This window comes from Phycicoccus sp. Root563, from assembly GCF_001427915.1.
Classification (GTDB): domain Bacteria; phylum Actinomycetota; class Actinomycetes; order Actinomycetales; family Dermatophilaceae; genus Pedococcus.
On sequence record NZ_LMGM01000001.1, the window covers coordinates 1,530,345 to 1,542,655 of the forward strand.

14 protein-coding genes are annotated in these 12,311 nt (G+C 72.2%); 5 read left to right on the forward strand and 9 right to left on the reverse strand.

Annotated elements, in window-relative coordinates; translation table 11 throughout:
* Nucleotides 1-72 precede the first annotated feature (72 nt).
* A complete protein-coding gene (locus ASD62_RS07170) occupies nt 73-984 on the reverse strand; it encodes a CoA ester lyase (RefSeq protein ID WP_056915371.1) in 912 nt (303 codons plus the stop codon).
* Nucleotides 984-2,075 (reverse strand): CoA ester lyase, encoded by a 1,092-nt coding sequence (locus tag ASD62_RS07175; protein ID WP_056915372.1) that lies wholly within the window; start codon nt 2,073-2,075, stop codon nt 984-986. Before ASD62_RS07175 ends, ASD62_RS07170 begins: the two co-directional genes overlap by 1 nt.
* Before the next feature lie 51 nt (nt 2,076-2,126).
* Between ASD62_RS07175 and ASD62_RS07180 the strand changes: the two genes are divergently transcribed.
* Genes ASD62_RS07180 through ASD62_RS07195 form a run of 4 tightly spaced genes read left to right on the forward strand, consistent with a single transcriptional unit; the run spans nt 2,127 to nt 5,703 of the window.
* Entirely contained in the window at nt 2,127-2,690 is a 564-nt protein-coding gene (locus ASD62_RS07180) for a hypothetical protein (protein WP_235530657.1), read from the forward strand.
* Nucleotides 2,691-2,711: 21 nt separating this feature from the next.
* Entirely contained in the window at nt 2,712-3,989 is a 1,278-nt protein-coding gene (locus ASD62_RS07185; protein WP_056915373.1) for a magnesium transporter MgtE N-terminal domain-containing protein, read from the forward strand.
* On the forward strand, nt 3,982-4,548 hold the full coding sequence (locus ASD62_RS07190; protein ID WP_082552874.1) for a DUF1003 domain-containing protein: 567 nt from the start codon (nt 3,982-3,984) through the stop codon (nt 4,546-4,548). The genes ASD62_RS07185 and ASD62_RS07190 overlap by 8 nt, the downstream gene beginning before the upstream one ends.
* Nucleotides 4,549-4,557: 9 nt before the next feature.
* The gene (locus tag ASD62_RS07195) at nt 4,558-5,703 is read left to right on the forward strand and encodes an Mrp/NBP35 family ATP-binding protein (RefSeq protein ID WP_056915374.1); all 1,146 of its coding nucleotides are present in this window, start codon (nt 4,558-4,560) and stop codon (nt 5,701-5,703) included.
* Between the two features lie 6 nt (nt 5,704-5,709).
* Here the strand turns inward: ASD62_RS07195 and ASD62_RS07200 are convergent, their stop codons facing one another.
* The 4 genes from ASD62_RS07200 to sigE all read right to left on the reverse strand — a co-directional run bounded on the left by ASD62_RS07200 (nt 5,710) and on the right by sigE (nt 9,183).
* A complete protein-coding gene (locus tag ASD62_RS07200) occupies nt 5,710-6,054 on the reverse strand; it encodes a twin-arginine translocase TatA/TatE family subunit (RefSeq protein WP_056915375.1) in 345 nt (114 codons plus the stop codon).
* A gap of 11 nt (nt 6,055-6,065) precedes the next feature.
* The gene (locus tag ASD62_RS20625) at nt 6,066-7,883 is read right to left on the reverse strand and encodes a S1C family serine protease (RefSeq protein WP_056915376.1); all 1,818 of its coding nucleotides are present in this window, start codon (nt 7,881-7,883) and stop codon (nt 6,066-6,068) included.
* Nucleotides 7,880-8,464 carry a hypothetical protein gene (locus ASD62_RS07210; RefSeq protein WP_056915377.1) on the reverse strand — a complete coding sequence of 195 codons (585 nt, stop codon included), beginning with the start codon at nt 8,462-8,464 and terminating at the stop codon, nt 7,880-7,882. Before ASD62_RS07210 ends, ASD62_RS20625 begins: the two co-directional genes overlap by 4 nt.
* A gap of 65 nt (nt 8,465-8,529) precedes the next feature.
* Complete coding sequence (gene sigE / locus ASD62_RS07215; protein ID WP_200956927.1) at nt 8,530-9,183, reverse strand: RNA polymerase sigma factor SigE; 654 nt, start codon at nt 9,181-9,183, stop codon at nt 8,530-8,532.
* 168 nt (nt 9,184-9,351) lie between these two features.
* Here sigE and ASD62_RS07220 point away from each other — a divergent pair, with 168 nt between their 5' ends.
* The gene (locus ASD62_RS07220; RefSeq protein WP_056915379.1) at nt 9,352-9,984 is read left to right on the forward strand and encodes an O-methyltransferase; all 633 of its coding nucleotides are present in this window, start codon (nt 9,352-9,354) and stop codon (nt 9,982-9,984) included.
* Nucleotides 9,985-9,987: 3 nt separating this feature from the next.
* On the opposite strand, the gene ASD62_RS07225 is transcribed toward ASD62_RS07220, so the two are convergent.
* The 3 genes from ASD62_RS07225 to ASD62_RS19695 form a co-directional block, all read right to left on the reverse strand.
* Nucleotides 9,988-10,344, reverse strand: a complete 357-nt coding sequence (locus ASD62_RS07225) for a hypothetical protein (RefSeq protein ID WP_056915380.1) — start codon at nt 10,342-10,344, stop codon at nt 9,988-9,990.
* Nucleotides 10,341-11,861 carry a M17 family metallopeptidase gene (locus ASD62_RS07230; protein ID WP_056915381.1) on the reverse strand — a complete coding sequence of 507 codons (1,521 nt, stop codon included), beginning with the start codon at nt 11,859-11,861 and terminating at the stop codon, nt 10,341-10,343. Before ASD62_RS07230 ends, ASD62_RS07225 begins: the two co-directional genes overlap by 4 nt.
* A 140-nt stretch (nt 11,862-12,001) precedes the next feature.
* Complete coding sequence (locus ASD62_RS19695; protein WP_082552876.1) at nt 12,002-12,175, reverse strand: DUF3117 domain-containing protein; 174 nt, start codon at nt 12,173-12,175, stop codon at nt 12,002-12,004.
* Nucleotides 12,176-12,311 lie beyond the last annotated feature (136 nt).

Consider the following 12,311-nt stretch of genomic DNA (forward strand, 5'->3'; position numbering starts at 1 on the left):
CCCCGAGGGCGACCGCACTCACCTAGACGCGGAGCGGGGGCCAAAGGTTGCCTGCCGATTCGAGTTGATTTCTCAACTTGTCGAGGTGGACCCCGAGACCGCTTCGTGCACCGTCAGCACCCGGCGGGCGGTGTCGACGTGGAGGCTCTCGATCATCCTGCCGCCGTAGGTCACGACCCCTGCTCCGGCCCCGTCCTCCCATGCGCGCAGGATGCCCTTGGCCTCCTCCACGGCTTCGGGGCTCGGCGCGAACACCGCGTTGCAGGGCTCGACCTGTCCGGGGTGCACCAGCGTCTTCCCGTCGAACCCCAGCTGCCTGGCCTGCAGGCACTCCGCAGCGAAGCCCTCTGCGTCACGGACGTCGTTGTAGACGCCGTCGAGGATGACCGTGCCCGTCGCGCGGGCTGCGAGCAGGCACAGCCCGAGCCCCGTGAGCAGCGGCTGCCGCCCGGGCACGTGCTCGGCCTGCAGCTCCTTGGCGAGGTCGTTGGTCCCCATCACGAGGACGGTCAGCCGCTCGGAGGCGACCGCGATCTCCTCGCAGTGCAGCATCGCGGCGGGCGTCTCCACCATCGCCCACAGGGAGGTGCGTGCCGGGGCCCCGGCTGCCTCCATCGCGGCAACGAGTTCGCGCACCTCCTGCGCCGACTCGACCTTGGGGACGACGACCGCGTCGGGGCCTGCCGCGCACGCCGCCGCGAGATCCTCGTCGTGCCACTGCGTCCCGCTGCCGTTGATGCGGATGGTCACCTCGCGCGGCCCGTACTCACCGGATCGTGCTGCAGCACAAGCGTTCTCGCGTGCCTGGACCTTCGCGTCGGGGGCCACCGCATCCTCGAGGTCGAGGATCAGCGCGTCCACGGGAAGCGTCTTGGCCTTCTCCAGGGCCCGCTCGTTGGACGCGGGCATGTAGAGGACCGAACGACGAGGCCGGTATGCCGCCTGCGCACCCTCGTCGCCTGCACCCGGTCCGAGGTCACCCATCAGGAACCCTCGCCCTCGAGAGAAGGCGACTTCACGGCATACGCCTGCGCGAGTGCGGGATCGGTCCTGGCGAGCCGCTCGGCGAGCTCGAGCACCACCTGGCACTGCTTGAGGCTCGCGTCGTCCTCCATCTTCCCGTCGAGCATCACCGCACCGGTGCCGTCACCCATGGCGTCCACCACGCGCCGGGCGTGGGCCACGTCCTCGGGCGACGGACTGAACACCCGCTTGGCGATCTCGACCTGCACCGGGTGCAGCGACCACGTGCCGACGCAGCCGAGCAGGAACGCGTTGCGGAACTGGTCCTCGCACGCGACGACGTCGGCGATGTCACCGAAGGGACCGTAGTAGGGGAAGATCCCGTGCATCGCGCAGGCGTCGACCATGCGCGCGATCGTGTAGTGCCACAGGTCCTGCTGGTAGGTGGCGCGCGCGGCGTGCACGGCGTCGTCGACGCCCTCGGGAGGATCCTGGCGGACGAGGTACCCGGGGTGCCCACCACCGACGCGGGTCGTCTTCATCCGGCGGTCGGCCGCGAGATCGGCCGGTCCGAGCGACATCCCCTGCATGCGCGGGCTGGCGCCGGCGATCTCCTCGACGTTCGCGACGCCGCGGGCGGTCTCCAGGATGGCGTGCACCAGGATCGGGCGGGTCAGCCCGGCCCTGGCCTCGAGCTGGGCGAGGAGGCGGTCGACGTAGTGGATGTCCTCCCGGCCCTGGACCTTCGGCACCATGATGACGTCGAGCTTGTCGCCGATCTCGGTGACCAGCGTCGTCAGGTCGTCCAGCACCCAGGGGCTGTCGAGGCTGTTGACGCGGGTCCACAGCTGGGTGGAGTCGCCGAAGTCGGTCGCCTTCGCGATCGCGACCAGGCCCTCGCGGGCGGCGACCTTGCGGTCGGCCTTCACGGCGTCCTCGAGGTTGCCGAGCAGGACGTCGACCGTGCCGACCATCGCCGGCACCTTGGCGGCCATCTTCTCGTTGCTCGGGTCGAAGAAGTGGATGACCCGGGAGGGCCTCGAGGGCACCTGCGTCAGGGGGGCCGGGGCACCCACGGCAAGGGGGGCGAAGTAGTCCTTGGGGCTGCGCACGCGGCGACGCTAGCAGCGACAGTCACGCGGGGGTTATGACAGAGTTCACGTGTGACCGAGACCGCTCCCGACCAGCCCGGGACGGCACCAGCGAGCCCGCCGCTGAACGTGACGGCGCTGTTCGCCGAGGCAGCCTCCAAGTCAGGCCTGATGTGGGTGCAACCCCCCGGCGACCGGGCCTGGCCCTTCTGGCACGCCTGGGCCGAGGACACGGTCTACGTCGTCTCCGGTCCGGGCGAGCAGACGTTGCCGTGGCTGCCGGAGGAGGTCACGCTCGTGGCCCGCAGCAAGGACACCGGCGGACGGCTCCTCACCGTGTCCGCGAGCGTGCGCGAGATCCGGCCCGACGAGGAGCGCTGGGCCGTGGCGACCGACGCCCTCAAGGCGGGCCGGCTCAACGCCGCCGCCGATGCGCTGGAGCGCTGGGCCCGGGAGTGCACGGTCCGGGCGCTCACCCCCTACGGAGCACCGCTCGAGGCACCCGGCAGCTACGACACCGGGTCGGGCGCCGCACCGGTGCCGGTGTCCGAGGCGACGACCTCCACGTGGCGTCCGTGGCACTGGCGCGGACGGCCACGGCGCCGTCGCGGCAACCACCTCCCTGACGGCGGCTGACCAGCCGGATAGCCTTGCGGCGTGAGCACTCCGTCGCGTGTCTTCGTGGGCCGCCTGACCAGCCTGAGCGTGTTCGACCCGCTCGGTGACCAGGTGGGTCGGGTGCGCGACGTCGTCGTGACCTTCGGGGCTTCACGGCGCCGACCACGCGTCATCGGCCTCGTCGTCGAGGTGCCCGGCCGACGTCGCGTCTTCGTGCCGATGACCCGCGTGACCTCGGTCGACGGCGGACAGGTCATCACGACCGGCCTGGTCAACATGCGCCGCTTCGAGCAGCGCACCAACGAGGTCCTCGTCATGGCCGAGATCCTCGAGCGCCCGGTCACGGTCGCCGACCCGGAGGGCGCGTACTCCGCGACCGTCGAGGACGTCGCGATCGAGCGCGAGCGCAGCCGCGACTGGTCGATCTCGAAGGTGTTCGTGCGCCAGGGCGGGAGCAGCCGGACCGCGATCGGGCCGTTCCGCCGACGCCGCGGCGCGACCGTGCTGGTTCCTGTCGAGGACGTCACCGGCATCCACCAGTCGTCGAGCAGCCAGTCCGCGGCCCTGCTGCTGGAGACCTACGACGACCTCAAGTCCGCCGACCTCGCCGACGTCATCCACGACCTGTCGCCCAAGCGCCGGGCCGAGGTCGCCGAGGCGATGGACGACGACAAGCTGGCCGACGTCCTCGAGGAGCTGCCCGAGGACGACCAGGTGGAGATCCTCGACTCGCTCCCGGTGGAGCGGGCCGCCGACGTCCTCGAGGCCATGGAGCCCGACGACGCGACCGACCTGCTGCACAACCTCACCACCGAGAAGCAGGAGGAGCTCCTGCAGCTCATGGAGCCCGACGAGGCCGCCGACCTGCGGCGCCTCCTCACGTACGACGAGGAGTCCGCCGGCGGCATGATGACCACCGAGCCGGTCATCCTCGGCCCGGAGGCGTCCATCGCCGAGGCCCTGGCCGTCGTGCGCCGGGTCGAGCTGTCCCCCGCCCTCGCCGCAACGATCTACGTCTGCCGCGCCCCGCACGAGACCCCGTCGGGCAAGTACCTCGGCATGGTCCACATCCAGCGCCTGCTGCGCGAACCCCCGCACGGCTCCATCGGCAGCATCCTCGACAAGGAGATCGAGCCCCTGACGGCCGAGGCGCCCCTGGGCCAGGTCACCCGGATGCTCGCGACGTACAACCTCGTCGGGGTGCCCGTGGTCGACGAGGACGGCCGCCTCGTCGGAGCGGTCACGGTGGACGACGTGCTCGACCACATCCTGCCCGACGACTGGCGCGAGGAGCGGCACGAGGTGACCCGTGGCTGAGCGCCAGAACCGCGCCCCCGCCCGCCTGGACCAGCCACGCGAGACCCGTCGCACGCTGCTGCCCCGGCCGTCGGTCAACCAGGAGACGTTCGGCGTCTGGAGCGAGCGCTTCGCCCGGTTCATGGGGACGCCGCGCTTCCTGATCTACATGACGTTGTTCGTCATCGCGTGGATCGGCTGGAACGCCTTCGGCCCGGTTGACCTGCGCTGGGACCCCTACGCCTTCATCTTCCTCACGCTCATGCTCAGCCTGCAGGCCTCGTATGCCGCGCCGCTCATCCTCCTCGCGCAGAACCGCCAGGCCGACCGCGACCGCGTGGCCCTCGAGCAGGACCGGGCGCGAGACGAGCGCAACCTCGCCGACACCGAGTTCCTCACCCGCGAGGTGGCGGCCCTGCGCCTGGCCATGCGCGACACCGCGACGCGCGACTTCGTGCGTTCCGAGCTGCGCAGCCTGCTCGAGGAGCTCGACGAGCGGGGGTTCGAGTCGCGCCGGCGTGAGGGAGATGACAGCCGCGGCGGCCCGACCGGTTCTTCGCGGGACGGGTCCTCGACCTAGCATGGGGGCATGCCCCACCCCGCAGCACCTGTGACCGACGAGGCCCTCCACCAAGCGCTGGCGACGGTCATCGACCCCGAGATCCGCAAGCCGGTGACCGAGCTCGGCATGGTCGAGAGCTGCACGGTCGACGAGAGCGGCCGGGTCGCCGTCACCATCCTCCTGACCGTGTCGGGCTGCCCGATGAAGGACACGCTGACCAAGGACACCACCGCCGCCCTGGCGAAGGTGCCCGGCGTGACGTCCGTCGACGTCACCCTCGGCGTCATGAGCGACGAGCAGCGCACCGCCCTGCGACAGCAGCTGCGCGGGGGCGTCGCCGAGCGCGAGATCCCGTTCGCCCGCCCCGGCTCCCTCACCCGTGTGTATGCCGTGGCCTCCGGCAAGGGCGGCGTCGGCAAGTCCTCGGTCACCGTCAACCTCGCGGCCTCCCTGGCCCAGAGCGGGTTGCGGGTCGGGGTCGTCGACGCAGACGTCTACGGGTTCTCGGTGCCGCGCATGCTCGGTGTCGAGCACCGCCCCACGCAGGTCGACGACATGATCCTGCCGCCCATCAGCCACGAGGTGAAGGTCATCTCGATCGGCATGTTCGTGCCCGGCAACCAGCCGGTCGTGTGGCGCGGCCCGATGCTCCACCGGGCCCTGCAGCAGTTCCTCGGCGACGTCTTCTGGGGCGACCTCGACGTCCTCCTGCTCGACCTGCCGCCGGGCACCGGCGACATCGCCATCTCGGTCGCCCAGCTCATCCCCGGTGCCGAGATCCTCGTCGTCACGACCCCGCAGCAGGCAGCCGCCGAGGTCGCCGAGCGTGCGGGCTCGATCGCCCTCCAGACGCACCAGCGCCTCGTCGGGGTCATCGAGAACATGTCGTGGCTCGAGCTGCCGGACGGCTCGCGGCAGGAGATCTTCGGCTCCGGTGGCGGTCAGCGCGTCGCCGACTCGCTCACCCGCGCCGTCGGGGCGGACGTGCCCCTGCTGGGCCAGATCCCCCTCGACACCAACCTGCGCGAGGGTGCCGACGAGGGTGTGCCGGTCGTCCTGCGCAACCCCGACTCGGCTGCCGCCGTGGCGCTTCGCGGGATCGCGCGCGGCCTGGGCACGCGCTCGCGCGGCCTCGCTGGTCGTTCGCTGGGCCTGTCGCCCGTCGGTCGCTGACGTCCCTCAGGTCGCGTCGACGTCGTACGGCGTGGCCCGTGACGGGTCGTGCGCCACGACGTCGGGGGCCGTGGAGCCGACGTGGTCGTCGTCCGCGTCCGGCTCCATCAGCGCCTCGCGCACGATGCGTCGCGGGTCGTACTGCCGCGGGTCGTACTGCTTCCAGTTGATGTCGTCGAACTCCGGGCCCATCTGCTCACGCAGCTGACCCTTGGCACCCTCGGCCATCGACCGCGCCTGGCGGACGAACTGGCCCAGCTTCGCGGCATACTCGGGCAGCCGCTCGGGGCCGAGGATGACCACGGCGAGAACGATCAGGGCGATGAACTCCCACCCGTTGATGTCCATCATGTGATGTCGTCCTAGCTGCCCGAGGTACCGGTCAGGGTGACCGTGACGCTGATCGTCTCACTCCCGCGGCGCACCTTCATCGGCACCTTGTCCCCGACGCTCTTGGCACGGATCGCCACGACGAGGTCGTCGGGGTCGGACACGGGCCGTCCGTCGAACTCGACGATGACGTCACCGGGCTTGATACCCGCCTTGCCGGCGGGACCGTCGGGCGTGACGGGGTTGGCGCTGGCTCCGGACCCGGAGGCCAGGATCTTCACGCCGCTGCCGGTGTACTGGCGGTCCAGGATCACCCCGATGACGGGGTGCTCGGCCTTGCCGGTCTTGATCAGCTGGGCCGCGGTCTTGGCCACCTGGTCGCTCGGGATCGAGAACCCGACACCGATGTTGCCGGACTGCACGTCCGCGGCGCCGGGGATCCGGGCGATGGCGGAGTTTATGCCGATGACGTGGCCCTGCATGTCGAGCAGCGGACCGCCGCTGTTGCCGGGGTTGATCGCGGCGTCCGTCTGGATCGCGTTGATGAAGGACTGCTGGTCGCCGTCACCACCGGGGCTGACCGGCCGGTTCAGGGCGCTGACGATGCCCGACGTGACGCTGGACTCCAGGCCGAGGGGGGCGCCGACGGCGATGACCTGGTCACCGACGACGACGTCCTTGGACGCCCCGATGACGAGCGGAACGAGGTCGGTCCGGCTGGTCTTGAGGACCGCGAGGTCGTAGGAGCTGTCGCGCCCCAGGATGGTCGCCTCGATCTCGGTGCCGTTGGACAGCTCCACCGCGATGGTGCCGCCTGCGGCGGCACTGGCGACCACGTGGTTGTTGGTGATGATGTGGCCGTCCCGGTCGAGCACGAAGCCCGACCCGGTCCCGGCACCGTCGGCGCCCTTGACCTTGATCGTCACGACGCTGGGCAGCGCCTTGGCCGCGATGTTGGCGATGCTGCCCTCGGGCCGGGCGGTCGCCCCGGCGCCGACCGTGGGGATCGAGGTACCGGTGCGGTCGAGGTTGCCGAAGCCGAGCCGGTCGGTCGCACCGAGCCAGCCACCGAACATCCCGCCGAGGGTCGCTGCGACGAGCGCGGCGACGGCCGCGACCCCGACGAGGGCACCCCAGCCCGGACCCTTCTGGTGCGGGGCACTGGGGGCCAGCGGCTGACCGCCGACCCAGTGGCCCTGATGGCCGCCGTACCCCGCATCGGCACTCGTGGCCGAGATCGGGTCCCAGCCGCTGCCCTGGGCCGAAGGCGCAGGCGCCCCCGCCGCGCCCAGGGTTGCCGCGCCGAGCGCGGGCGCGCCCGCACCGGCGGAGGCGTCCCCGGGCCCGTGCTCACGGTCGGCCTGGCTCGGCCAGCCGGTGGGCTCGCTCGCCCAGGCCTGCTCCCGCGCCGGAGCCTGGGCAGGAGTCTGCGCCGGGGTCTGGACCGGGTCCCCTGCCGAAGCCGTGGAGCCGGAGAGCTCCTGGGTGTGCGAGAGGTCGACCGGCTGGGTGTGGTCGGGAGCCGAACCGGCGCCATACCCCTGCTGGGGCTGGGCCACCGGCTGGTCGTCGCGCGGCGGCGCCCAGGGGTCCCACGCGGGCTCCACGGGCGTGACGTCCCGCGGTGACGCGGGCTCGTGAACGCCGGCCCCGTCGGGGACAGGCCGGCCCGGGTGTGCTGGGGTCGCCTCGGACCACACCGGCTCCGGCGCCGGTTCGGGGGTGTCCGCGGGTTCAGGAGTGGGGTCGGGGGTGGCGACGGCCCCGGTCTCCGGCGTCTGGCCGTGGCCCTCGTGCTGGCCCGCCTCGTGACCGGGCTGGTCGCTGCTCGGGGGACGCTCGTCGCTCATGGGGTCGATTGTGCCGAACCCAGCCGCGCCGCGCCCACGTCGGGGGTGGACGAGGTGGGCTGCGTGCTGCGCGGCGGCGCCGCGGTCACCCTCGTCCCGAGGGACGGGACGGTGAACGCCGCGGTCGCGAAGCCCGGGGTGGCCGGACGGGCCCGCTGGACCGTGCCCGGTGTGACGGGCGTCGGCGCGGGAGAGGTGAGGCTCCCACCGGTGACCACCAGGCTCCACGCGGCGGCAGCCGTGGCACCGGCTGCGAGACCGGCGAACATCGTGGCCCGACGTGCGGACCGGTGCATCGCCGGGGCACCCCGGTCCATCACCGGGACGGGAGCGGTCGGGACCGGCGGGACCATGGGCAGCGACCACGCCGAGCGGACGTCCGCGCCGGCGGCGGACGCGTCTTCGGCGCGGACGGGATCGTTCGCCATCGCGAGGAGCAGCCCCCGAAGGTCGCGCGAGACCTCCGGTGCCGACGGCGAGCGCAACGACGCGAGCACGCGCCGCTCGTCGTCGACGGCGGCGCGGCAGCAGGTGCAGGCCACCACGTGCCGGTCCCACTTGAGCAGGGTGGCGGCGTCCATCGCCCGATCCGCGTACGCGGTCAGGTCAGCGCCCAGGCACCGGGCGCCCGGCAGGCCCAGCCGGCTCACCGCGACCCCGGGACCGCGCGGCGGATCACCGGGAGACGCCGACGGGAGACGGGGGCGGGGGTGCGGTCGATGTCGAGCGCGGGGCGGTCGAGGGTCGGGTCGCGGTGGGCGAGGGCCTCACGCAGCTGGGCCCGGCCGCGGTGGATGCGCGAACGCACCGTCCCCAGCTTGACGCCCAGCGTCGTCGCGATCTCCTCGTACGACAGCCCCTCGATGTCGCACAGCACGACCGCTGCACGGAAGTCGGGTGAGAGGGCGTCCAGGGCGCGCTGGACGTCGTCGTCGAAGTGGGTGGCGTCGTACGCGGCCTCGGGGCCGGCCTCGCGGGTGGGGAGGCGGGCCGCACTCTCGTCGGACAGCGCGTCGAACCGGATGCGCTGCTTGCGCCGCATCTTGTCGAGGAAGACGTTGGTCGTGATGCGGTGCAGCCAGCCCTCGAACGTCCCGGGCTGGTAGCTGTGCAGCGACCGGAAGACGCGGATGAACACGTCGTGGGTCAGGTCCTCGGCGTCGTGCGGGTTGCCGGTGAGACGGTAGGCCAGGCGGTAGACGCGCGCCGAGTGCTGCTCGACGATCTCCTCCCACGTCGGGGGCACCCAGGCGGGGGCCTCCTGGACGTCACTCTGGACATCCTGTCGGGCCGGGCCGATCGTGTCGGTCGCGGTCACGTCCCTCACCTCCGTCGGGCGCCGTTGCGGCGCTCACACCATGCATTCGGTCCAGACGACCGAGTGGCTTGCATGGTTCCCCAACAACCTGAGCGTTTCCTGTATGCCGCGGGGCCGGCGGCGCGTGTTCGCGGCAGTAGGGTTTCCCGCATGAGTGCACAGAAGCCGGCCAGCTGGGCCTACGCCGAGGAGTTCGTCACGGAGAACGAGGTGATCGAGAACGCCCGCCGCCGCGGCGAGGAGCTCGGCGCGACCCCCGTCGGCAACGGTGCCGGAGTCCTGCTGCGCCTGCTGGCAGCAGCCGCCAAGGCGCGCTCCGTGGTGGAGATCGGCACCGGCGCCGGCACCTCGGGCCTGTGGATGCTCCAGGGGATGCCGGAGGACGGCATCCTCACGACGATCGACGTCGAGGCCGAGCACCAGGGCGTCGCCAAGAAGGCGTACGCCGAGGCGGGCGTCGCCCACCAGCGGACCCGCGTCATCACGGGACGGGCGCTGGACGTCCTCCCCCGCATGACCGACGGCGCCTACGACATGGTGGTCGTCGACGGGGACAAGGCCGAGTACCCGGAGTACGTCGACCACGCGATCCGGCTGCTGCGCTCCGGTGGCGTGCTGGTCCTGGACAACATGTTGTGGCACGACAAGGTGGCCGACCCGGCTGCCCGGGACGCCCAGACGACGGTGCTGCGCGACCTCGGCAAGAAGCTGCGCGACGACGACCGCCTCGTCCCGGCCCTGCTGCCCGTGGGCGACGGCGTCCTCGCGGCCGTCAAGCGCTGACCCTCAGGCGGTGCCGGGTCCCGGGCCCCGGCGGAAGCGCTCGGGTCCCTCGGCGATGGCCACGACCTCGAACGGCTCCATGAGGATCGGCGCCGAGCCGATGATCGCGCTGCCCGCGGACTCCGCGGCGGTCTCGGCGAACTCCTTGAGGAAGTCGTCGCGGTAGACCTGCTGGTCGAAGACGTACGTGCCCTCGAACCACTCCCCCTCGACCATCCGCCAGGTCTTGAACGCCAGCCCGTCGAGGAACATGAACTTCGCCATCGACGTGCCGACCACGTAGTCGCGCAACGACGTCGCGACGTCCTTCGGTGCGTCCTCGAGCGACCAGCGCACCGACAACCCGTATCCCGCGTTCATGCCATCTCCTCCAGCCAGGTGAGCAGCAGGCGGGCACCGAAGCCCGTCCCACCCTTGGTGAGGAGTCCGCGGTCGACGTCGGAACGACCCACCCCGGCGATGTCGAGGTGCGCCCAGCGTCGCTCGCCCACGAACTCGCGCAGGAACAATGCTGCCGTGATCGAGCCGGCGCCGACAGGAGTGCCCGCGATGTGGTTGACGTCGGCCACGACGCTGTCGAGGGCGAACCGGTAGTCCTCCACCAGGGGGAACGGCCACAGCAGCTCGCCGCTGGCCCGGCCGGCCGCCACCAGGGCGTCGCTCAGGGCGTCGTCGGTGGCGTACACCGGTGCCATGCTGCGGCCGAGGGCCACCCTCGCGGCCCCGGTGAGGGTGGCGATGTCGAGCAGGACGTCCGGCGCGAGGTGGGCGTCCGCGTAGGCCAGGGCGTCGGCCATGACGATGCGGCCCTCGGCGTCGGTGTTGCCGATCTCGACGGTGCGACCGCCGTACATCGTGATGACGTCGGAGGGCCGGTAGGCGCTGCCGCTCACCGCGTTCTCGGCGAGCGCGAGCAGTCCCGTGACCCGTACCGGGAGGTCGAGCGCGGCGCAGGCCGCCACGACGGCGAGCACGATGGCCGAGCCCGACATGTCCGTCTTCATGGCCAGCATGCCCTCGGCGGGCTTGATGTCGAGGCCACCGGTGTCGAAGGTGATCCCCTTGCCGACGAGGACGACGTGCGGGGTGCTCGAGGTGGCGCCGGCGGGTTCGTGTGACAGCTGCACCAGGCGCGGCGGCGTGGCCGATCCGCCCCCGACCGCGAGGAGCCCACCGAAGCCCTCGGACCTGAGGTCGCGCTCGGTCCAGACCTTGACGTCCAACCCGGCCCGACGCCCGATGGTGCGCGCCTGGGCGGCCATCCACGCCGGGTTCTTGGTGTTGGAGGGGACGACCGCGAGGTTCCGGGCCACCATCGTGGCCCGGGCCCGGGTCACCGCACGTCGGCAGGCCACCTCGTCGAAGGTCCCGACCAGCGTCACCCCTGCCACCGGTGCGCTCGAGGGCGTGGCGTCGGGACCGCGCCAGCGCGGCGAGGTGTACCCACCCAGGGCGATGCCCTCCACGAGAGCTGCCTGGGCCTGCGCGTCGAGGCCCGTGACGGCGACCACGAGGTGGGCCCGGCCGCGTCCGGCCCGACCGAGGGCGGCGCCGGCGCTGCGCAGGTCCGCCGGACCCGCGTCGCCCAGCCCGACCAGCAGCACCGTGCGGGCGGCGCGCTCCCCGGGCACCAGCGGCAGCCGGGTGACGGCGCCGGGTTCGCCGGAGGGCTCGTGGGCCGCCTGCACGTCCGTGGCGTCGAGACCGACCACCGGCAGCCACCCGGCCGCGTCCGAGTCCGCGCGCAGGCCGCCCCGGTGGACCGGGACGGCAAGGAGCAGGTCGGTCGGGTCGAGGTCGGCGAGGACGTCGGCGAGCGCGTCGGGCCGGACCGACCACGAGCTGGACGGGGGGTCGAGCAGTTCTGGAGCAGGCACGGCCCGACCCTACCCACCCGACCGGAGTCGGCGGCATACCCGTGGCCCTCGGTGGACCGGTCGAGCCGTGCGGCCCCGCACAGGCGAGGACCCCCTCCGGCAGGCGCCGGAGGGGGTCCTCGAAAGCTGTGGAGGCAGGACTACTTGAGGCCCTCGCAGTTGTCGATGGCCTCGCCCAGTGCACGGACCTCGTCGGGGGTCATCTCGACGACGAGGCGCCCACCACCCTCGAGAGGCATGCGCAGCACGATGCCGCGACCTTCCTTGGTCACCTCGAGCGGGCCGTCGCCAGTCCTCGGCTTCATTGCCGCCATGGGTGTGTCCCTTCCGTATGGCGTGGTTTGCTGCTGGGCACGCGGGTCCACGCCAGTGCTTGAGTTCCGCCCGTGCGTGCCAGATTTGCTCCATTATCCCGTGAACCTGCTCACAGGCGAAATCCGGTCCGGGGTG

Excerpts from the sequence above, each read along its gene's own strand:
- ASD62_RS19695 (WP_082552876.1), bottom strand. The coding sequence starts at position 12,175 with ATGGCGGCAATGAAGCCGAGGACTGGCGACGGCCCGCTCGAGGTGACC.
- ASD62_RS07195 (WP_056915374.1), top strand. The coding sequence starts at position 4,558 with ATGCCCCACCCCGCAGCACCTGTGACCGACGAGGCCCTCCACCAAGCG.
- ASD62_RS07200 (WP_056915375.1), bottom strand. The coding sequence starts at position 6,054 with ATGATGGACATCAACGGGTGGGAGTTCATCGCCCTGATCGTTCTCGCC.
- ASD62_RS07210 (WP_056915377.1), bottom strand. The coding sequence starts at position 8,464 with ATGGACGCCGCCACCCTGCTCAAGTGGGACCGGCACGTGGTGGCCTGC.
- ASD62_RS20625 (WP_056915376.1), bottom strand. The coding sequence starts at position 7,883 with ATGAGCGACGAGCGTCCCCCGAGCAGCGACCAGCCCGGTCACGAGGCG.
- ASD62_RS07170 (WP_056915371.1), bottom strand. The coding sequence starts at position 984 with ATGGGTGACCTCGGACCGGGTGCAGGCGACGAGGGTGCGCAGGCGGCA.
- ASD62_RS07225 (WP_056915380.1), bottom strand. The coding sequence starts at position 10,344 with ATGAACGCGGGATACGGGTTGTCGGTGCGCTGGTCGCTCGAGGACGCA.
- ASD62_RS07220 (WP_056915379.1), top strand. The coding sequence starts at position 9,352 with ATGAGTGCACAGAAGCCGGCCAGCTGGGCCTACGCCGAGGAGTTCGTC.